The sequence below is a fragment of the Bradyrhizobium sp. CCGB01 genome, from assembly GCF_024199795.1.
Lineage (GTDB): Bacteria > Pseudomonadota > Alphaproteobacteria > Rhizobiales > Xanthobacteraceae > Bradyrhizobium.
This window is the reverse complement of record NZ_JANADK010000001.1, coordinates 6824200-6844012: the sequence shown is the minus strand read 5'-3', so window position 1 is coordinate 6844012 and position 19813 is coordinate 6824200. Positions and strand designations below refer to the sequence as shown.

At 64.0% G+C, this 19813-nt stretch carries 17 protein-coding genes; 11 read left to right on the top strand and 6 right to left on the bottom strand.

Annotated features, from left to right (window positions below; genetic code table 11):
- Positions 1–44: 44 nt before the first annotated feature.
- Positions 45–2882 (bottom strand): winged helix-turn-helix domain-containing protein, encoded by a 2838-nt coding sequence (locus NLM25_RS32035; protein WP_254139685.1) that lies wholly within the window; start codon positions 2880–2882, stop codon positions 45–47.
- 324 nt (positions 2883–3206) lie between these two features.
- Here NLM25_RS32035 and NLM25_RS32030 point away from each other — a divergent pair, with 324 nt between their 5' ends.
- From NLM25_RS32030 to msrA, 7 genes are all read left to right on the top strand, one after another.
- A complete protein-coding gene (locus NLM25_RS32030; RefSeq protein ID WP_254139684.1) occupies positions 3207–3875 on the top strand; it encodes a sensor histidine kinase in 669 nt (222 codons plus the stop codon).
- A gap of 32 nt (positions 3876–3907) precedes the next feature.
- Positions 3908–4597, top strand: a complete 690-nt coding sequence (locus NLM25_RS32025; protein ID WP_254139683.1) for a VOC family protein — start codon at positions 3908–3910, stop codon at positions 4595–4597.
- Between the two features lie 263 nt (positions 4598–4860).
- Positions 4861–6174 (top strand): epoxide hydrolase family protein, encoded by a 1314-nt coding sequence (locus NLM25_RS32020; protein WP_254139682.1) that lies wholly within the window; start codon positions 4861–4863, stop codon positions 6172–6174.
- Positions 6175–6200: 26 nt separating this feature from the next.
- Positions 6201–7049, top strand: a complete 849-nt coding sequence (locus tag NLM25_RS32015) for an enoyl-CoA hydratase/isomerase family protein (RefSeq protein WP_254139681.1) — start codon at positions 6201–6203, stop codon at positions 7047–7049.
- Between the two features lie 110 nt (positions 7050–7159).
- On the top strand, positions 7160–7582 hold the full coding sequence (locus NLM25_RS32010) for an OsmC family protein (protein ID WP_254139680.1): 423 nt from the start codon (positions 7160–7162) through the stop codon (positions 7580–7582).
- A 21-nt stretch (positions 7583–7603) separates the two neighbouring features.
- Positions 7604–8044 (top strand): cupin domain-containing protein, encoded by a 441-nt coding sequence (locus NLM25_RS32005; protein WP_254139679.1) that lies wholly within the window; start codon positions 7604–7606, stop codon positions 8042–8044.
- 30 nt (positions 8045–8074) lie between these two features.
- A complete protein-coding gene (msrA, locus tag NLM25_RS32000) occupies positions 8075–8590 on the top strand; it encodes a peptide-methionine (S)-S-oxide reductase MsrA (protein ID WP_254139678.1) in 516 nt (171 codons plus the stop codon).
- Between the two features lie 88 nt (positions 8591–8678).
- On the opposite strand, the gene NLM25_RS31995 is transcribed toward msrA, so the two are convergent.
- A complete protein-coding gene (locus NLM25_RS31995; protein ID WP_254139677.1) occupies positions 8679–9320 on the bottom strand; it encodes a TetR/AcrR family transcriptional regulator in 642 nt (213 codons plus the stop codon).
- A 257-nt stretch (positions 9321–9577) separates the two neighbouring features.
- Between NLM25_RS31995 and NLM25_RS31990 the strand changes: the two genes are divergently transcribed.
- The 3 genes from NLM25_RS31990 to NLM25_RS31980 all read left to right on the top strand — a co-directional run bounded on the left by NLM25_RS31990 (position 9578) and on the right by NLM25_RS31980 (position 13128).
- On the top strand, positions 9578–10603 hold the full coding sequence (locus tag NLM25_RS31990) for an HlyD family secretion protein (protein WP_254139676.1): 1026 nt from the start codon (positions 9578–9580) through the stop codon (positions 10601–10603).
- Positions 10600–12096 carry an MDR family MFS transporter gene (locus NLM25_RS31985; RefSeq protein WP_254139675.1) on the top strand — a complete coding sequence of 499 codons (1497 nt, stop codon included), beginning with the start codon at positions 10600–10602 and terminating at the stop codon, positions 12094–12096. The genes NLM25_RS31990 and NLM25_RS31985 overlap by 4 nt, the downstream gene beginning before the upstream one ends.
- A gap of 93 nt (positions 12097–12189) precedes the next feature.
- Positions 12190–13128 carry an aldo/keto reductase gene (locus NLM25_RS31980; RefSeq protein ID WP_254139674.1) on the top strand — a complete coding sequence of 313 codons (939 nt, stop codon included), beginning with the start codon at positions 12190–12192 and terminating at the stop codon, positions 13126–13128.
- Positions 13129–13158: 30 nt separating this feature from the next.
- Here NLM25_RS31980 and NLM25_RS31975 read toward each other — a convergent pair whose 3' ends face one another.
- The gene (locus NLM25_RS31975) at positions 13159–15999 is read right to left on the bottom strand and encodes a winged helix-turn-helix domain-containing protein (protein ID WP_254139673.1); all 2841 of its coding nucleotides are present in this window, start codon (positions 15997–15999) and stop codon (positions 13159–13161) included.
- A 299-nt stretch (positions 16000–16298) separates the two neighbouring features.
- Here NLM25_RS31975 and NLM25_RS31970 point away from each other — a divergent pair, with 299 nt between their 5' ends.
- On the top strand, positions 16299–17288 hold the full coding sequence (locus tag NLM25_RS31970; protein ID WP_254139672.1) for a tripartite tricarboxylate transporter substrate binding protein: 990 nt from the start codon (positions 16299–16301) through the stop codon (positions 17286–17288).
- Between the two features lie 6 nt (positions 17289–17294).
- On the opposite strand, the gene NLM25_RS31965 is transcribed toward NLM25_RS31970, so the two are convergent.
- The 3 genes from NLM25_RS31965 to NLM25_RS43955 all read right to left on the bottom strand — a co-directional run bounded on the left by NLM25_RS31965 (position 17295) and on the right by NLM25_RS43955 (position 19811).
- Positions 17295–18455, bottom strand: coding sequence for an MFS transporter (locus NLM25_RS31965; RefSeq protein ID WP_254139671.1), 1161 nt, complete (start codon positions 18453–18455; stop codon positions 17295–17297).
- Between the two features lie 396 nt (positions 18456–18851).
- The gene (locus tag NLM25_RS31960; RefSeq protein ID WP_254121664.1) at positions 18852–19322 is read right to left on the bottom strand and encodes a nuclear transport factor 2 family protein; all 471 of its coding nucleotides are present in this window, start codon (positions 19320–19322) and stop codon (positions 18852–18854) included.
- Positions 19323–19679: 357 nt separating this feature from the next.
- The gene (locus tag NLM25_RS43955; protein WP_256570769.1) at positions 19680–19811 is read right to left on the bottom strand and encodes a hypothetical protein; all 132 of its coding nucleotides are present in this window, start codon (positions 19809–19811) and stop codon (positions 19680–19682) included.
- Positions 19812–19813: the final 2 nt, after the last annotated feature.

Here is a 19813-nt window from a genome sequence, read left to right as displayed (position 1 = left end):
GAATTGCGAGCAGGTGTTTTGGTGGTATCTCGTTGAAGATACTGTCAATTCAGCGCGCTCAGGAGCTCCCTGGCGGCCACGAGATCGCGGCTCTGGAGGCCTTCCTGGTAGCGCGCGACGAGCGGGGCGAGCAGGGCGCGTGCTTCGTCCGCTTGTCCGGCCTGGCGCCAGACCCGGCCGAGGCTGATCGCCCCGCGCAATTCCCAGCCGAGCGCACTCTGCCGGCGCGACAGATCGAGCGATTTCCGGAAGCAGCTCATGGCCTCCGCGGCGTTGCCCGAGCGGACGAGGATGTCGCCTTTGACCCGGAGCATCTCCGGCATGTCGAAGGATTCGCCATGATCGGGAATCTGCGCAATGGCCTCGTTGATCGTGCGCAAGGCCTCGTCCGGCTGGTTCTCCGCCACGAGGCCCTCCGCCAGCACCGTCGCAAACACCGTCGTCATGATCCGGTGCCGCGTCGCGTACAGCGTGGCCTGGCTGCGGCGAAGATGCTCGATCCCGCCGGCGATGTCGCCGCGGCGAAGCATGAGTTCGCCCTTCTGGCCGATGCCGACGGCGTGATAGGGACCGAGGAAGTGCCGCGCCGAGTGGTCGATCAACCGCTCGATCAGGATTTCGGCGTTGGCCCAGTCGCCGACCCAGAGGAATACGTAGATCGTCCAGATCAGGGAGATGCCGAGGGTGAGCGGCTGTTCGAGCAGCTCGGCCTCGCGAACGGTGTATCTCGCGGCCTCGATCGCGCGATCGGGCTGGCCGGTGAGCCAGAGCCCGCGCGCCAGAGCGACCAGCGCCACAATGCGGTCGTCATAGCCGAGATGCCCGATGTTCAGCCGCTGCGAGCCGGGATTGTGCACCATCGCGCTCTCGCAGAACTGCACGGCCTTGTCCTGATTGCCGATCAGATGGTGCGCGACGCCCAGCATCCATTCCACGTTCAGCGCGGCGGCTGGATCATTCAGCTTGCGCGCAACGCTCTCGCCCTGCTCGCCGGTGCCGAGCGCGCCATGAAAGTCCCCGACCCGGGTCAAGTAGATGTGCAAACCGCGCAGCAGCCAGAGCTGCCAGTGCGAATCCTCGAGCTCCTGTGCAAGCTGAAGGCTGCGCGTGAACGCCGACCGGACCGCCTCAGTATTGCCTTGCGTGAACATCACGGAGACGCCGAGCGCGGCCTGAAGCGTCATCTCCTGACGGCTGTTCAATGGGGGCGCATCGGATGCGGTCAGTGCCTGCTGCGTCCAGCGAAAACACTCCGTCAGCAATGTCAGCTCGAGGAAGAACTGCGCAGCAGAGGCCGCGAGGTCCACGCCGATCGCCCGGTCGCCACTGTCGGAAAAGCTCCAGGTCAGCGCGGCCCTGACGTTGGGCAGACGGTCGGCATAGGGCAGGAAGCCGCCCGCGGTCTGCATGCCCGTGGATTTGAGTGCGATGTCGCGCAGGAGGTCGCGGAAATATTCGGCGTGCGCGCGCGCAACGCGGGTCGCTTCGCCGTTCTCGACGAGCTTCTCGCCGAGGAAGGCGCGGGTGGTGTCGAGCAGACGATAGCGCAGCCGCCGCTCCGCAGGCGAGGTTGCGATCAGTGATTTGGAGAGCAGGTTCGAGATCGCCTCGACCGCCTCGGGTTCGCCGATACCCTGGCTGGACGCGACGGCGAGCGCGGCCTCCAGCGTGAATGGCCCGACGAACACCGACAATCCACGCAGCGTTGCGCTTTCGGCTGCCGGCAGCAAATCATAGCTCCAGGCAAGCGCCGCGCTCAGGGTCTGGTGCCGCGGGATTGCGGTGCGGCGCCCCCGCCACAGCAGCGAGAAGCGGCTGTCGAGCAGCGAGGCAGTGCCGGCAATGCCATAGGCGTTGACGCGTCCGGCGGCGAGCTCGATCGCGAGCGCGATGCCATCCAGTCGCCGGCAGATCTCGGCAACAAGCGGTGCATCCTCTTCGCTGAGTTCGAAGTCGCCGAGGCTCTCGGCAATGCGTTCGACGAAGAGCTGGCTTGCAGGATATGCAAGGATGTCGGCGATGCCGAGCCCGTCGCGCTGCGGCGGGCAATCCAGCGGAAACAGCCGATGGACGCGTTCGCCTTCGGTGCGGAAGGATTCGCGGCTGGTGGCGAGAACGTGCAGCTCCGGCGCTTCCTGGACGATGTGCTCGGCCAGAGGCGCGAGCTCGTCGATGATGTGCTCGCAGCTGTCGAAGATCAGCAGCGTTCGCCGGTTGCGCAGGAACGTCAGCAGGCCCGGCATCGGGTCCTCGGAATTGACGGTCAGCCCGAGCGCGGCGGCGATGGTGCCGGGAACGAGCCTGGCGTCCGTCAGCGCGCCGAAATCAACGAAGCTGACCTGGCCGTCGAAGGCCTGGAGTTCGCCATGCGCGACCGCGAGCGCGACCGAGGTCTTGCCGATCCCGCCGGGGCCGACAATCGTCACGAAACGATGCTGCGCAAGCTCGGTGGAAATGCGTTCGACCGCGTCGTCTCGTCCGATCATCCGGGCAAGCGGTGAGGGGAGCGCGTGAGGCGACGGGACGGCCGGGCCTGTCCGCTGCTCCGAGGCCCGGATCAGCGGGGCTGCGAAGCAATAGCCACGGCCGGGCACGTTGACGACATAGCGGGAGCCTTCGCCGGCATCGCCCAGGGCCTTGCGCAGCGTCGTGATGTGGAAGCGCAGGCTGCCCTCGTCGACGGTTACATCGGCCCACACGCGCTTGATCAACTCACGCTTGTCGATGACCTCACCCGCGCGTTCGGCGAGAAAAATGAGAATGTCGAGTGCGCGGCCGCCGAGGTGAAGCGGAGCCCCGTCCTTCTCGAGCAGGCGTGACTTGGGGGACAACCGGAATGGCCCGAAGGAAATCGCCGCATCCTGGTCGTTCGTGTCCGGCACGGGCCAATGATTCCAGTGGGCTGTTGTTTGCATTCTGATCTAGCAGAACGAGGTCGTGAGTAAACTAACCGAAAGTGGCGAAATCGCGCGGCAATCGGCCGACTGTGCCGGGACTATCCGTCACAAATTTTGCTCAAACGCGAGCGGCTTGTGAAGCGATCGGGACGACTCGTCAGCGTCCTTGACCGTTGAGGACAGTCCGGCCGCCACGCATGGCGACGCCGGCGATCATAACAGAATCTTGCAACGTCTAACGAGCCAAACGCGCGCGGTGCATCCAGTATAGGCTTCGAGTTAGGTTCGATGTCCAACGGGGAGGCAATCATGTCCGCTATCGGCTTAGGGACGAGCGACGACGTCGTTCGATCGCAATATGTGGCGAGTCTTGACGATCAGTCGCGTGATTGGGAACTCGTGCTGCGGGAATCCCACCACCGGATGAAGAACACGCTGACGCTGCTGGGTGCGTCAGTCCGTCGCGATTTTACGCGGGCAGGTCCCAGGGACGTCTCGGTTGCGGTGGACCGGTTCGAGCGGCGCATCGTCGCGTTCGGCAGGCTCTATCAACTTTTGTCTGATAGCGACAATCTGTCCGCCGTCTCCGTCGAGGCCTTCTTCGAAAACCTGTGCGAAGCGATCTCCGAGGCCGTGCTGCAGCCGGCGGGGATCCGCTGCGAGGCTGCGATCGAAAGCGGCACGCTGCCGGCCTCGCAGTGTCATCGGCTCGCGTTGATGCTGACCGAGCTCGTCACGAACGCGGCCAAGCATGCCTTCCCGAACAAGAGCGATGCGCTGATCCGCATCGAAATTGCCAGCCGCGACGGCGCCTGGCTCTGCACGGTGGCCGACAACGGCATCGGGGCGACCGCTCCGCTTCAGGGGACGGGTAGCCGTATCCTCGAAGGGCTCGCACGCAGCATCGACGCACGGTTGCAGGGCGAGGCGGGGCAGGGCGGCACGCGGGTGACGATCGTGATGCCCGCCGCCGCTTGACGGTCTCTCAATTTCAACTCAGGGAGTTCGACATGGCCACACTCGAAATCGACCGCGACGCCGCGGTCAAGTCTTCGACATCGCCTAGTGTTGATCTGAAGCTCGAGGTCGTCGTCATCCCCGTGTCCGATGTCGACCGCGCCAAGGCCTTCTATGCGCTGCTCGGCTGGCGCTTGGACGCCGATTTTGCCTCAGCTGACGAATGGCGCGTGATCCAGTTCACGCCGCCCGGCTCGGCCTGTTCGGTGATTTTTGGCAGGAACGTCACGCCGGCAGCGCCCGGTTCTGCGCGCGGCCTGTATCTGATCGTCTCTGATCTGGAGGCAGCCCGACGGAATTTACTCGACCGCGGCATCGCGGTGAGCGAGCCATTCCATGGTGCCGGCGACGTTCACGCCGGGCGCGACGAGCCGTATCTGTTCGGCAACGTTCGCGTGAGCGGTGCTGACCCGAAGCGCGGCAGCTACAGCTCGTTCGCCTCGTTCTGCGATCCCGACGGCAACGGCTGGCTGTTCCAGGAGGTCACCACGCGACTGCCGGGGCGCATCGCGGGCGACGGCACGACATTCGCTTCGCAGGCTGAGCTGGCCGCGGCCATGCGCCGCGCGGCGGCAGCACATGGCGAGCACGAGACGCGGACCGGGGGGCACGACGAGAACTGGGCCGATTGGTACGCCGATTACATCGTTCGTGAGCAGGCGGGTCAGCCGCTGCCATCCTGAGTTCGACAGCACGAACGCTTCGACTGATGCAGGCCGGCACGGCGCGCGATGACCGAGTTCATCGCGCGCCGCGTCGTTTTCGCCGCGCGCATCGCGGGCCACCGACCGCGCTCTATCGGTGTTGGGCGGCTCGCAACGGCTAACGCAGCCTAACAATGCATAACGAGCCGATTGCGCATGTCCGCGTCAATCTCTCTCCACGACGAAACGACGCGTCGAGTTCAAGTCGGTCAGCGTCACCGACCAAAGCAAGGGAGATTTTAATGACCACGCCAGCACGTGCCGACATCCTCAACCCCGATCGCCGCCAATTGCTGAGCCAGGCTGCGATGACCGCGGTTGCCGCCAGCGTATCGAGCCTCTTGCCGCTGCGTCCGGCGAAGGCCGCAGCGAGCGGCGCGATCCGCCCCTTCCGCGTCAACGTGCCCGTGGAGGATCTGCTTGACCTCCGTCGCCGTCTCGCTACGACGCGTTGGCCAGATCGCGAGATCGTCGCCGACCAGTCGCAGGGCGTGCAGCTGACGACGGTGCAGCAGCTCGTGCGCTACTGGCAGAGCGACTATGACTGGCGCAAGATGGAAGCGCGGCTGAACGCCTTGCCGCAATTCGTCACCGAGATCGACGGCGTCGACATCCACTTCATTCACGTCCGCTCCCGCCACGACAATGCGCTGCCGATGATCGTCACGCATGGCTGGCCCGGATCGATCATCGAACAGATGAAGATCGTCGGCCCGCTCACCGATCCGACCGCGCACGGCGCGAAGGCCGCGGACGCCTTCGATCTGGTGATCCCCTCGCTGCCCGGCCACGGCTTCTCCGGCAAGCCGACGGTGCTGGGCTGGGATCCCCAGCGCATCGCGCGCGCCTGGATCGTGCTGATGAAACGACTCGGCTACGGCCGTTACGTGGCGCAAGGCGGCGATTGGGGCAATGCCGTGACGGAGCAGATGGCGGTGATCGCGCCGCCGGAGCTGCTCGGCATTCACACCAACATGCCTGCCACCGTTCCCGATGACGTCGCCAAGGCGCTGCAGCCCGGCGGAACGCGGCCGTCCAATCTCTCGGCCGACGAGCGCATTGCCTACGACCAGCTCGACGACTTCTACAAGCACGGTCTCGGCTATGCGATCGAGATGTCGAACCGGCCGCAGACGCTCTATGGCCTCGTGGACTCGCCGGCGGGTCTGGCGTCCTGGATGCTCGATCATGATGCGCGCAGCGCCGCGATGATCGCGCGCGTCTTCGACGGCAAAACAGAGGGGCTATCGCGGGACGATGTGATCGACAACATCACGCTCTACTGGCTCACCAACACGGCGGTGTCATCGGCCCGGCTGTACTGGGAGAACAAGCTGGTGTTCTTCGAGCCCAAGCACATCAGGATCCCGGTCGCCGTCAGCGTCTTCCCCGATGAGATCTACGCCGCGCCGCGCAGCTGGGCCGAGAAAGCCTATCCGAAGCTGATGCACTACAACCGCCTCGACAAGGGCGGTCACTTCGCGGCCTGGGAGCAGCCCGCGCTGTTCTCTGCGGAAATGCGTACCGCATTCCGCCCGCTACGCCAGTCGATCTGATTTCCGCACATATCAGGAGTGAAACCATGAAAAGCCCCGAACGCACCTTCACCACCGAAGACATCCACCTGGAGCGCCGCCTGCCGTCATATTGGCGTGTCACCTTCGACATGCCGCCGGTCAACATCTTCGGACCGAAGCATCTGCCGCAGCTGGACGGCATCATCACTGAGATCGAGACCGATCCGGACGTGAAGGTCGTGGTGTTCGACAGCGCCGTCGAAGGCTTCTTCATCACGCATTACGATTTTCTCGCGCCGCTGGAGGAGTCGCTGAAAGTCCCACCCGGACCGACAGGTCTCCAGGCGTTGCCCGACATGCTGGTGCGCCTCAGCCGCGCCCCGGTCGTGTCCATCGCCTCGATCCGGGGCCGTGCGACCGGGGTCGGCAGCGAGGTCGCGCTCGCCAGCGACATGCGTTTTGCCAGCCGCGAGAAAGCGATCCTGTCGCAATGGGAGGTCGGCGCGGGCCTCGTGCCCGGCGGCGGACCGATGGCGCGGCTGCCGCGCCTAATGGGCCGCGGCCGTGCGCTCGAAGTGCTGCTCGGCGCCGACGATATCCACGGCGACCTCGCCGAACGTTACGGCTATGTCAACCGGTCGCTGCCGGACGCCGAGCTCGACGCTTTCGTCGAGGCGCTGGCGATGCGCATCGCGTCGTTCGACAAGGAGGCCATCGCCGAGACCAAGCGTCTCGTCGATGTCGCAAGCCTGCCGCCGGATGACGAGATCAAGCCGGAATGGGACGCGTTCCTTGCCGCGCTCGGCCGTCCCGCGAGCCAGACCCGGATCAAGACGCTGATGGCGCACGGCTTCCATCGTGCCGGCGACGTCGAGAACCGGCTGGGCTTCCACGTCGGACAGATCGGAAGCTGACGGAACCGCTGCGGCGTTCGGCCGGTTGGAATGGCGACAGGCGGTCGTGCCAATGTCGCCTTCCTCCGGTACCGAGCGCCGGTGCTTGAAAACAAACAAGGAGAACCGAGATGATCCGCAAGGCAAAAGCAGTCTGGAAGGGCACCGGCCGCGACGGCACCGGGCATCTGTCGAGTGAGTCAGGCGTGCTCGCTGACACGCTCTATTCGTTCAAGACCCGTTTCGAGAACGAGAAGGGGACCAATCCCGAGGAGTTGATCGCGGCAGCCCATGCCGGCTGCTTTACGATGGCGCTGGCCTTCGGCCTTCAGATGGCGGGTTTCACGCCGGACGAACTCTCGACGGAAGCGGCCGTCACGCTCGAGCCCGAGGGCAAGGGCTTCAAGATCAGCAAATCCGCGCTCACCTTGCGCGCCAAGGTGCCGAACCTCGACGACGCCGGTTTCGCCAAGATCGCGGGCGAGGCCAAGAAGAGCTGTCCGGTGTCAAAGGTGCTCAACGCCGAGATCTCGCTCGACGCCAAGCTGACTTGATCAAACGCAGGGAGCGGTACCATGCCTCGCCAACATCAGCCGGATGAAGACAGGTTCCGAGCGATCCTGCCGGAGGACATAGCGTGGCAGCCGTTTCCCGCCTTTCCGCCGGAAGCGCGGCTGGCCGTCATGGTCGGCCACCCCAGTGAACCCGGACCTTACGTGGTCCGGGTGAAGGTGCCCGGCGGGACCAGGCTGATGCCGCACAAGCATCCGGAGGACCGCATCTACACGGTTATGTTCGGTGTGTTTTACATCGGGCTCGGGGAGAGCTTTGATGGCGATTTGGTGAAAGCCTATCCGCCGGGCAGTGTCATTGTCCTGCCCGGCGAGACCTGGCATTTTCACTGGGCGAAGTCCGGCGAATACGTCACGCAGGTCTCGGCCATCGGGCCGCTGGGCCTCGAATATCATGATGACCACGACGATCCGCGCTTGCATCCGGCTGCGGACAAGCGCTGAGTATCGCGACGAAAACGAATGGAGCATCAGATGAGTACAGAGCGCGCAGTATTGGCCGGAGGCTGCTTCTGGGGCATGCAGGATCTCATCCGCAAGCAGCCGGGCGTGATTTCCACCCGCGTCGGCTACACCGGGGGGCACGTGAAGAACGCCACCTACCGCAATCACGAAGGCCACGCCGAGGCGATCGAGATCATTTTCAATCCGGCGAAGACGAGCTTCCGAACCATGCTGGAGTTCTTCTTCCAGATCCATGACCCCACCACGCTCAACCGCCAGGGCAATGATCTCGGCACGAGCTACCGTTCGGCGATCTTCACCACGAGTGACGAGCAGAAGCGGATTGCCGAGGACACCATCGCCGACGTCGAGGCATCGGGCCTTTGGCCCGGCAAGGTGGTGACCGAGGTCGCGTCGGTCGGCAAGTTCTGGGAAGCCGAGCCGGAGCATCAGGATTATCTCGTACGTTATCCCGACGGCTACACCTGCCACTTCATCCGGCCCGACTGGAAGCTGCCGCGGCGTGCGGCCGCCGTGGGAGGCTAGGCGGATTGTCGTAGACGGCCGCCGAGAACTTTTTGACGAGGAGTGCACATGTGCGAACTCCGCTTATCGTACGAAAGTGTCTCGCGGCTCAATGCGGCTCTAGCCGGCGTCCGCAAATCACATTCACAGCCTTACGGGCAATCTCCCTCAAATCAGTGCGGCGCGCTCCGGCGCGCGCGCGAATGGCGATGGTATGCATTGTGGCTGAAGCGAGGATCGCGAGCCCGGCGGGATCCGCTTCGCGATTCAGCTCACCGTTGTCCTGTGCGAGACGGAAGCGGGCTTCGAAATCGGCATCCATCATGCGCAATCCCGCCGCAACACTGTTCCGGATCGCCGCATCTTCCGCAACTTCGGTCACCGCAGTCCCGACCACGAAGCAGCCGCGTGCGGCTCCCTTGCCGGAAAAATAGATCGACAGTGCCGCGTCATAGGCAAGCATCAGTGCTTCGTCCAAGGGATGGTCCCCGGCGAGTGCCTCGCGTGTCGCTGCAAGGCTGATCTCCCAGTAGCGCTCCAGCGCCTCAAGATAGAGCGCGTGCTTATTGCCGAACACCGCATAGAGGCTCGGCGGGCTCATGCCTGTTGCGGCCGCGACCTTGTCTAGCGACGTGCCGGAGTAACCGGTTCTCCAGAACGTCTCCGTTGCCCGTTTGAGAGCGGTTTCTGCATCGTAGGCGGGGGGCCGTCCCCGGCGTGCCGGACCCGTCTCGGTCTTCTTGCGTGCCATATCCTTGGAACCTCGCTTGCCCGATCCGTAAATATATTTGTATTAATCGTTATAAAAATCAATAGCCGGCATCTTGATCGTCGCACCGGAGTACAATATTTGTAACGAACGTTATTAAATGAAAGCGAGACAGTCCAATGCGCTTCAGTTTCGCGCCAATCGCCGGCTGGCTGGGCGATCGAAAGAGTTTCCGCGGCAGCGAGGCTGCAGCGCAACGGAGTGGAGCGGAGCTTGTTGACCGACTGCGCCGGCCCCTGATGCTTGCTTTGCCTGCCGCGGTGGCCGTGCTCGGGGCCGTTATTTATTTGGCCCAGGAGCAATATGTCTCGACCGACGACGCATTTGTCCGCGCCGCCAAAGTGACTATCAACGCGCGGGTTTCCGGCCAGGCGGTCGAGATTGCCGTGCGCGACAACGATCGCGTTCGCCAGGGGCAGGTCCTGTTCCGCATCGATCCGGAGCCCTACCAGATCGCCGTCGACCAGGCCGAGGCCCGGCTCGGCAGCGCGCGGCTGCAGATCGAATCGCTCAAGGCGACCTACCGTCAGCAGCAGGCAGAACTGCAATCGGCGAGAGAGACGGCTATCTTCAACGAACGCGAGTTCGACCGCAAGAAGATGTTGGTCGCGTCCGATTTCACGCCGCGTGCGGTCTATGAACGGGCCGAGACGGATCTCAAGGTTGCTCGCCAGCGCATCGCGTCGGTCGAACAGCAGATCGCCAATACCATCGTCGCCCTGAACGGCGATCCGGATGGCGGTGTCGATCGACACCCGACCGTTCGCGCAGCGAAAGCGCAGCTCGATCGTGCGCAGCTCGATCTCTCCTATGCCACCGTGATGGCGCCGGACGACGGTATCGTGACCAAGGTCGACGACCTCCGGGTCGGAAGCTTCGTCAACGCGGGGGCACCCACGTTCACGCTGATGTCGAGCCGGGACGTCTGGATCGAGGCGAATTTTCGGGAGACCGGCCTGACCCACATGCGTACGGGCCAGGAGGCGAAGATTGACGTCGACGCCTATCCGGACCGCAAGTTCACGGCGCACATCGTCAGCATGAGCCCGGGTACGGGCTCCGACTTCTCGCTTTTGCCGCCGGAGAATGCGACCGGGAATTGGGTCAAGGTCGTCCAGCGGCTGCCGGTGCGCCTGGAGTTCGATGAGTGCGATCCGAACCGGCCGCTGTTCTCGGGCATCAGCGTGACGGCGCGGGTCGACACCGGCCATCGCCGCAGTTGGCTGCGTCTATTCCGGCCCGCTTTTGCGACGGAGGGCAAATGAGCACGATCGCCCCATCCGCCGAAGCGTCCAGCGGTCATCACGCGATTTCCGCGGCGGCACTCCTGGCGACCTATATGCAGGCCGTCAATATCTCCGTGCCGAACGCCGCGCTGCCGCACATTCAGGCGGCGCTCTCGATGGCTAATGACGAGGTCGGCTGGGTTTTCTCCTCCTATATCGCGGCGAGTGCCGTGACCATGTCGATCACGCAGTGGCTCGCGGGCCGCTACGGCAGGAAGGCGGTCTATCAGGCAGCTATCGCGATCTTTGTGTTAGGTCTTGTCCTTGACACGATGGCGACGACGTCAATCCAGTTCGTGCTTGTCCGGATTCTCCAGGGGGCGGCGAGCGGGCCGCTCGCGCCGCTGTCGCTGGCGATCCTGCTCGAGGTGACACCGGCTGCGCGACATGCGCGCATGAGCCTGGCGTGGACCGTCTGCTCCTTGCTCGGCATCAGCACCGGTCCTGCCATTGGCGGCTGGCTCAGCGAATATTATGGCTGGCCGTCGATCTTCTATTTCAGCCTGCCGATGGCGGGATTCATAGTCCTGACGATGACCGTGCTGCTGAGCAAGAAGAGGGCGACGCGAAGTCAGTCCTTCGACTTTTTCGGCCTGATTACGTTCTCGGCCGGCATGATCGGTCTGCAAATGTTGCTCGACCGCGGCGAACGTCTGGAATGGTTTGTTTCGACGGAAATCTGGCTGGAAGCAGGTGCGTCCGTGCTGGGTTTCTATCTCTTCATCGTGCACGTCATGACGACGAAGGAGCATTTTCTCCGCACGGCCCTGTTCAGGGATCGCAATCTCGTTCTCTCGACGATCATCTCCTTCGCGCTTGGTTTCGTCCTGCTGCCGACCCTGGCCTTGACGTCCCCGATGCTGGAGGAATTGCTCAACTACCCGGTCGACACCACCGGCTACATGACCGTTCCGCGCGGCGTGGCGCTCGTCGTAGCGCTGGTGTTGACGAATCTGGTTCCGGCGCAGACCGACTACCGGCCATTCCTGATGGGTGGCATGGCGTTGGTGGTTTATGCCAATTGGCTGATGCTCGGCTATTCGCCGGCGATGGACTGGCGGCCGGTGGTCGAGACCGGTCTGCTCCAGGGCACCGGCCTCGGCATGCTGATGCCAGCGCTCGCCAGGGCCGCGTTCGGCACGCTGGATCCGAAGCTCCGTCCGGAAGGCAGTGCGCTGATAGGCCTGTCGCGCCTCTACGGCAGCACGATCGGCATCGCGGTGGTCCAGATATTCTTCTACGCCAACACACAGGCCGTGCACGTCGCGCTCGCAAAGAACCTCACGCCTTACCGGGTGGCCGCTTACGTCGGGGGGGCTATCCGGAAGCCGGACCTCGCCGCGCTCAATGGGATGGTGACGCACCAGGCGGCGACTGTCGCCGTCATCGACCAGTTCGAGATCCTGATGTTCGCCATGCTCGTCGTGAGCCCTCTCGTGCTCTTCCTGCGCAAACCGCGGCCGGCCAGGTGACGCGGAAGAGTCGTGAAATGACATCGCATCGGCAACTCGCTCGCTTTTCCGTCCGCTTGTGCGACGGCCGGCGGCAAACAAGGGAGTATGAGCATGACGACGTCCGATACGCTTCGCTATACACGGATACCCACCCATGGGGCCGGGACCATCCCTGCTGTCGGGTTTGGCACACTTATTCCGGATCCTGCCATGACCAGGCAGGTCGTTCGAGCTGCGTTGGAAGCGGGTTTTCGACATCTCGATTGTGCGGAGCGCTACCGCAACGAAGAGGCTGTTGGCGATGCGCTGCAGGAGGCGTTCAAGGCGGGGAAGCTTCAGCGCAAGGATATGTTCGTTACGACGAAGCTATGGAATACCAATCATCGGCCGGAGCGGGTCAAGCCTGCCTTCGATGCGAGCCGCCGGAGGCTGCAGCTCGACGATATCGATTGCTACATCATTCATACGCCCTTTGCCTTTCAGCCCGGTGACGAGCAGGACCCGAGGGATGAGCGCGGTCAGGTCATCTATGATTCAGGAGTTACGCTGGTCGAGACATGGCAGGCGCTGGAGCGCCTCGTCGACGAGGGGCACTGCAAGTCAATCGGCCTGTCAGACATCACCTTGGCGAAGTTGCGCGAGATCGTTGCTGTCGCGCGGATCAGGCCTGCCATGGTGCAGGTCGAATCACATCCGTATCTTCCCGAATGGGATCTGCTCGACTTCTGTCGAGAGCACGGAATTGTTCTGCAGGCGTTTGCAGCGCTTGGACACGCCATGAAGCCGAACCTCCTGGCCGACCCGGTGATCACGTCCATCGCAGAGCGCCTCCACAAGACGCCGGCTCAAGTCGCACTGGCCTGGGCCGTTCAGCGTGGCGCGGCGTTCCTGACAACCTCGACCAATGCTCGGCGCATCCAGGAGAATTTTGATATTTCCGCCTTGCCTGAAGACGCCATGCGGGAGATCAGGGAACAGATCACAACGAATGTGAGATTCAACTCGGTGGTGGAGACCGGCGTGCCCGGATTCATTCCCCGCATCGAATGAGCTGAAGAGTTCCTTCAGCCCCGGGTCTCGTCAGGCCCGCAATTGCGCGATCAGATAGCGGGCCACGCGCATATCGGCGATGTCCGAGCCCTCCGCGAAGGAGCCGGAGACTTTCTCCAAAACTGCCAGGGCCTCGGCGTTCTGGCCAGCGCCGATCATGATCCGCGCGAGGCTGGTTGCACAACGCAGCTCCCAGAAGCGCGCGCCCTGCTGGACGGCGATGCCCATGGCTTCACGAAAGCGCGCCTCGGCATCGCTTGAATGCCGCGCGCTCCTGAGCATCAACTCGCCCTTGATGCGGATCAGCTCCGGCAAATACCAGAGCTCCTGCCGGTCGTTGCAGCGGGTCAGCACGTCCTCGATCACGTCGAGGCCGCGGTCGATCTGGTCGGCCTCCAGAAAGCTCGCCGCGAGCTCGCCGAGCAGCGGGAGAAACCGCGGCAGGAAGCGCGCATCGCCGGCGCGATTGAGCTCTTCGCGCAGCAGCGGCAGGCCGGCGGCGACGTCACCGCGCTTGACGATGACCGCCGCGTTGAAGGCCCGCGCCCACAGGCCCCACAGCCGGATGGCATGGCGCTCGGTGTGTTCGAGCAGCTCGGTGCCGTGGCGCTCCGCGGCCTCGAAATCGCCGGACCAGAAAGCGATCGGGCAGGTGGCCTGTCCGAGCACGCTACAGAAAGTCAGCGCATGGCCGTTGGCGCGGCCTTCCTCGATGTTTCGGGCGGCGAGCGCCTGGGCCTGATCGGCGAGGCCCTGAAGCCACAGGATGCGGGCGCGGAAATATTGCGTCGATATCCTGAGGTCGAGCGGGAAGATTTTTGGCTTTTCCGCCAGCACATGCAGCGAGGCGTTCACGCGGTCGATGCGAACGCGTGCGTCGTTCTGGTCGCCGAGATAGTGCAGCGCCACGGCCGTCAGCCGGTCGCCGAGCATGACATCGGTCCTGTCGGGCGAGTTCGCCGCAGCGTTCGCAAAGCGGTCGGCCAAGGCGCGGGCCTTGCCGAACTGCCCGTTGTTGAACTGGTCGATGCACAAGCCCCAGAGCGCGCGCAGGCGAAAGTCCTTGTCGTCGAGCCTGTCAGCGAGCTCCAGGGTCGTCTCGAGGATCGGACGCGCCTCGCGGGCGCGGCCCTCGCCATACATCAGCGACCAGCCGAGCGCCGCCAGGAGTTGCATCCGAATGCGGTCATCGCCGCCGCTGTCGCCGAGCGCGGTGAGCGCCGTTTTGGCGCGCTCGCGGCATTCGGCGAACAGGGACAGGCGGACCCACAGCGTGACGGCAGCCCCCGTTAGCGCGATCCCGAGTGCAGCGTCGCCGTCGGGCCCGAAGGCCCAGTTCAATGCAGCGCGCACATTGTCCAGCTCAGCGCCGTAGATGCTCAGCCATTCCGGCAGCGGCGTCGATGTCTCGGCCTCCGCGCGCTCGAAGAAGTCGCGAAAATGCTCTGCATGACGCCGCGCGAACTGACCGGTTTCACCGAGCTCGTTCAGCTTTCCATGCGCATAGGTGCGGGTGGTGTCGAGCAGGCGATAGCGCAGCGTCCGCGAGCCGGATGGCGAAATCAGCGATTTGGTGACCAGGCTGTCGATCGCCTCCAGCGTTTCCGAGGCGCTGAGACCGTCGCCGGCCGCCACCGCGGCAGCCGCCTCCGGCGCGAACGGCCCGGCAAAGACCGACAGGCGTCGCAACGTGGCACTCTCGGCGGGAGGTAGCAGATCGTAGCTCCAGTCGAGCGCCGCGGCGAGCGTCTGGTGTCGCGGCACGGCGGTGCGCCGCCCCCGCCACTGCAGAGAGAAGCGGCTGTCGAGCAGCGATGCGGTGCCGGCGATGCCGTAGGCGTTGACGCGGCCCGCCGCGAGCTCGATCGCGAGCGCAATGCCGTCGAGGCGCCGGCAAATGCTCGCGACGAGCGGCGCCTCTTCCGCACTGAGCTGGAACGGACCCGAGCTCTGCGCAATGCGCTCGACGAAGAGCTGGGCCGCGGGGTAAGCGAGGACCTCGGCGACATCGAGGCCTTCGCGCTCCGGCGGGCAATCCAGCGGGAACAGGCGGAAAATCCGCTCGCCTTCGCTCCGGAACGACTCGCGGCTGGTCGCGAGAACGCGAAGCTGCGGCGCCTCGCGAACGATGCGCTCGACAAGCGGTGCCAACGCATCCAGCACATGCTCGCAACTGTCGAAGATCAGCAAGGCCGGGCCGCTCTTCAGGAATGTCAGCAAGGCCGGCGTTGGATCCTCCGCGCTGATGGTGAGGCCAAGCGCGGAGGCGACGGTGGTCGCGATATGGCTCGCATCCCGCAGCGGGCCGAAGTCGACGAAGAAAACGCGCCCGCCGAAATCCGGGGAGCGGCGATGCCCGACGGTGACGGCGACGGCAGTCTTGCCGATGCCGCCCGGGCCGACCACGGTCATGAAGCGATGCAGAGAAAGCCCGTTCGATATCTTCTCGACGATCTCTTCTCGTCCGACCATCTTCGAGAGTTGCGCGGGGAGGGAACGGGGAGGCAGGACATCAACGACGGGCTGAGCGGCGGGCGGGGCCGTTTGCGCGAACGAGGCGACAAAGCAGTAGCCGCGGCCGGGCACGTTGACGACATAACGGGCCGACTTGCCGGTATCGCCCAGCGCCTTGCGCAGCGCTGCGACGTGGAAGCGCAGGCTGCCCTCGTCGACATTGACGTCGGCCCAGATGCGCTTGACCAGCTCTCGCTTGTCGACGACTTCGCCGGGGCGCTCGGCGAGGAAGATCAGGATATCGAGCGCGCGGCCGCCGACGTGAAGCGGCGAGCCCTCCTTCTCCAAGAGCCGGGACTTTGGAAACAGTCGAAATGGCCCAAATGAAATGGCCGAGTCTTCGCTACGATCTGGCACGCGCCATTGCCCCCTCAACGGGAGTCAAAAGGTATTTGTTTCTGCTCTATCAGAACGAGGCGTACAGTAAACTGGCCGAAAGCAGTGGGCAGGGCTGGCAGCCCTGCGTGGATGGCTTGGGTCGATCGGTCCGTTGAAATAAGGCTTAAGAAATAATGGGTTATGCCTGTGTGACAGAAAGATGACGACGGGCTTCTAGGCCGGATGGCGCATTGACGGCGGTCGCGAATTGCTGCGATGGGGACGGTTAGGGAGCTGGTCCCGCTTCGACAGTGACTACCGACTTCCGGATTCCGAACATGCCTTTCTTCTCGCGGCGACAGGTCGTCCATGCGTTGTCGGGCGCGGCGGCGCTGGCGGCCGTTCCGCGCAGCGGACAAGCGGCCGATTATCCGTCTCGCCCGATTCGACTCGTGATTCCCTACGGAGCCGGCGGATCGGGCGATCAGATCGGACGCCCCTGGGTCGACAGGATGTCATCGCTGCTCGGACCGACTTTCGTCGAATATATCGGCGGTGCGGGCGGCGCGATCGGGAGCGCGACGGTCGCGCGCGAGGAGCCTGACGGCTATTCGCTGCTGCTCGGCAACGGCAGCACGCAGGTCATCATCCCCTTGACGTCGGCCAATCCCGGCTATTCCGTCGGCGATTTCCGCGCCATCTACCGCCTGATCAACAGCGCGCTGGTCTTCGCCGTCCATCCGGCGGTGCCGGCCGTAGACCTGCGCGAGCTGATCGCTCACGCAAAGGCCAATCCGGGAAAGCTGTCCTATGGGACCCCCGGCATCGCCACTGGAAACCATCTGGTCGGCGAATCCTTCAAGCAGCAGGCCGGCGCGCTGGACATCGTCCATGTTCCGTATCGGGGCATCGCGCAAGCGACCAACGACCTCGTCAGCGGCCAGATATCGCTGATCATTGCCGTCATGTCCGTTCAATTGCAGCAACTGGCTCAAGCCGGGAAAATCAGGCTGCTGGCGGTTACCACCGAACGGCGGCTGAGCGGGGCGCCGGAGATTCCGACCGCTGTCGAATCCGGCATGCCGGACCTGCGTTATGAGGGATGGTTCGGCCTGTTCGCACCCAAGGACACGGACGATGCGGTCATCGACCGGATCGCGCAGGCGACACATCTGGCCATGGCCGATCGGGCGCTTCAGGCAAGCTACCGCGCGCAGGGCATGGAACCGGACAGCGATTCGAGCCCGGACAAATTCCAGCGCATTGTCGATGCGACAACGGCGAACCTCGCGCCCGTGATCAAGTCGATCGGGCTGAGCAATCTGTGAGGCCGCTCAGGCCTCGACACGCAATATCTGGCGTCCCTCCGCCGTGACGATGCGCGCCGACAGCGTGACGAGACACATCAGCGCGGCCAGCAGCCAGAACGCCGTCGGCAATCCGCCAAGACGTGCGACGAAGCCGACGCCGGCGGGGCCGATGAGGATGCCGGCGTAGCCCGCGGTCGTGATCGCCGCGACGGCGAGCCCAGTGGGCATCACGGTCTGCCTGGCCGCCCGGCGGAACAGCACCGGCACGAGGTTCGAGGCGCCGAGGCCGATGAGCAGGAAACCGGCGATGGCGACCGCCGCAACGGGAGCCGTGAGCAGAACCACGAAGCCCGCGACGGCGATGAGGCTTCCCCAGAACAATGTCGTACGATCCCCGATGCGTGCAACGATGGCGTCGCCGCCGAGCCGCCCCATCGTCATCGCGATCGAGAACACGATATAGCCGATCCCGCCCTGCGCCTCCGAGACGAGGCCCGCGCCGATGACGAGCAATGCGCCCCAATCCAGCATCGCGCCTTCGACGAGGAAGGTGATCGCGCCCAGCAGCGCGAGCAGCAGCACTGAGCCATGCGGCAGCACGAAGAGCGGTCCGTCCTGCACTTGCACCGAACGAAGCAGGCGCGGCCAGGCGGCCAGCATCGCGACCAGCATCAGCACCGAGCAGATCAGCGTGCAGGGCAGTGCGCCGAGTTGCAGCGAGAGCAGGGCGGTCATAAGCGCGGATCCGGCGAAGCCGCCAATACTGAACAGTGCGTGGAAGCCCGACATCAGCGGACGTCCCGCATCGCGCTCCACCTCGACCGCATGGATGTTCATGGCGACGTCGATGGAGCCGAGCGCGGCGCCGAAGGCGAACAGTGCCAGCGCCAGCATTGCAGGCGAGCTCGCGATCGCCAGCAGGGGCAGCACCAGCGAAAGGCCGAGCCCGCCCGCAATGATGATCGGCTTGCTGCCGTAGCGCGCGCTCATGATCCCGGTCAGAAGCATCGCGACGACCGAGCCGATGCCGAGGCTGAGCAGGAGCAATCCAAGAACGCCGTCATCGACGCCGAGCCGGGTCTTTGCGAACGGCACCAGCGGCGCCCAGCACGCGATGCCGAAGCCCGCGACGAGGAAGGCGAGCCGCGTCGCGAGGCGCGTTGCCGGCCGGTCGGCAGAATGCATGGTAACTCCGGAAGAAGCAGGTGCGGGGCGGACGATAGACCCGAGAATTGTCGCGCCTTTATGTCCGGGCGCGCTCGAATTGTCGCAGAGAGGCATGCAAGCGGACGCGCGGGCCGCCTCTCAGGTGCAGGGCATTGAGGATGACGCCCCTCCGCATCGATAGTCCAGCGATCAGCGTGGTGGCCATGGAAAACGACAGTGACAATTGCGCAGGGGTGGCATGACAAATTCGGCCGATGTTCCGACCATCCAAGTAAGGCCAAATCCTGTTGCGGTTGGATCACTGGCGCAGTTGGTCGCCGCTGACAACCCCGCCGACCCTAAGCCGTGCAACAAGATCAAACGCCCACCCTCAAAAGAGGATGGGCGCCCGGTCACTTATGACATTATGACGTCTTACTTCTTCTCGGCGCTGGCTTCCTTAGCTGGGGGCGGCTTCATGCCGACGGTCAACTGGCGGATTTTTAAAGCGCCTCCTTCACGTATGTTGATGGCGCCCCAGAACACCGTGACCTTGGTGGCGTCGCCGCTCTTAGGATCCTTGCCGAAGATGTCGGTCTCGCCGTTGGATACGACCAGATCGTTGTTGATGACCGACATGTTGCCGACTCTGATCTCAATATGATCGGTGCCGTTCTTGAAGTTGTTCTCGTATACGGTCTTGAGATCGGAAAACACACCGCCCGGGTTGATCTGGACCCCGTCCTTTGTATAGAGCGCAGCGACACAAGGCGCGTCTTTCTTGGCGACGCAGTCGGTGTAGGCGATGGCTAACTTTTCGGCCTCCTGCTTGACCTCATCGGCGAGTGCCGGTGCAGAGATGAAAGCGGAAGAACACAATGCCAAGAGCAATGAACGTCGCTTCATAACAACTTCCCCTCTGGTTGTGATGCACAATTGCATCGCGACGTCCTCCCGGCGTAGGACGCTGCGTTGCATTTGTTCCGAGGGGCTTTTTTTGTCAGGCTATAATACTACCGGTTTGCGAGTATACGCCATTTTGCACGGCTTGGCGTGCCAACCTTGACCATCGACGACGGGGGGCATTCCTCGAGAATGCAGCAATGCGAGTACTGTTACGGGAAAGACAGGCACATTGACGCATGCCGCAGATGAAAGTGTCTTGCTCGACGCGCGCGGTGGCTCACTTGTTAGATCCCTGGCGTTCTCTTCTTTCGCAACGGCTTGGTTCACAATCGTCATCACGTTCGGCTCCGACGGCTCCTAGCGGACGCGCCTTTGCGGCTCCTTTATGATCCGCGTCAGCTCCGCGTCTACGCCATCCAACACCGCGCGCTTTTCCTTCTTCCGCTTGGAGTGATTATAGATCTTGCCGGTGACGGTCGGCACGATCACGT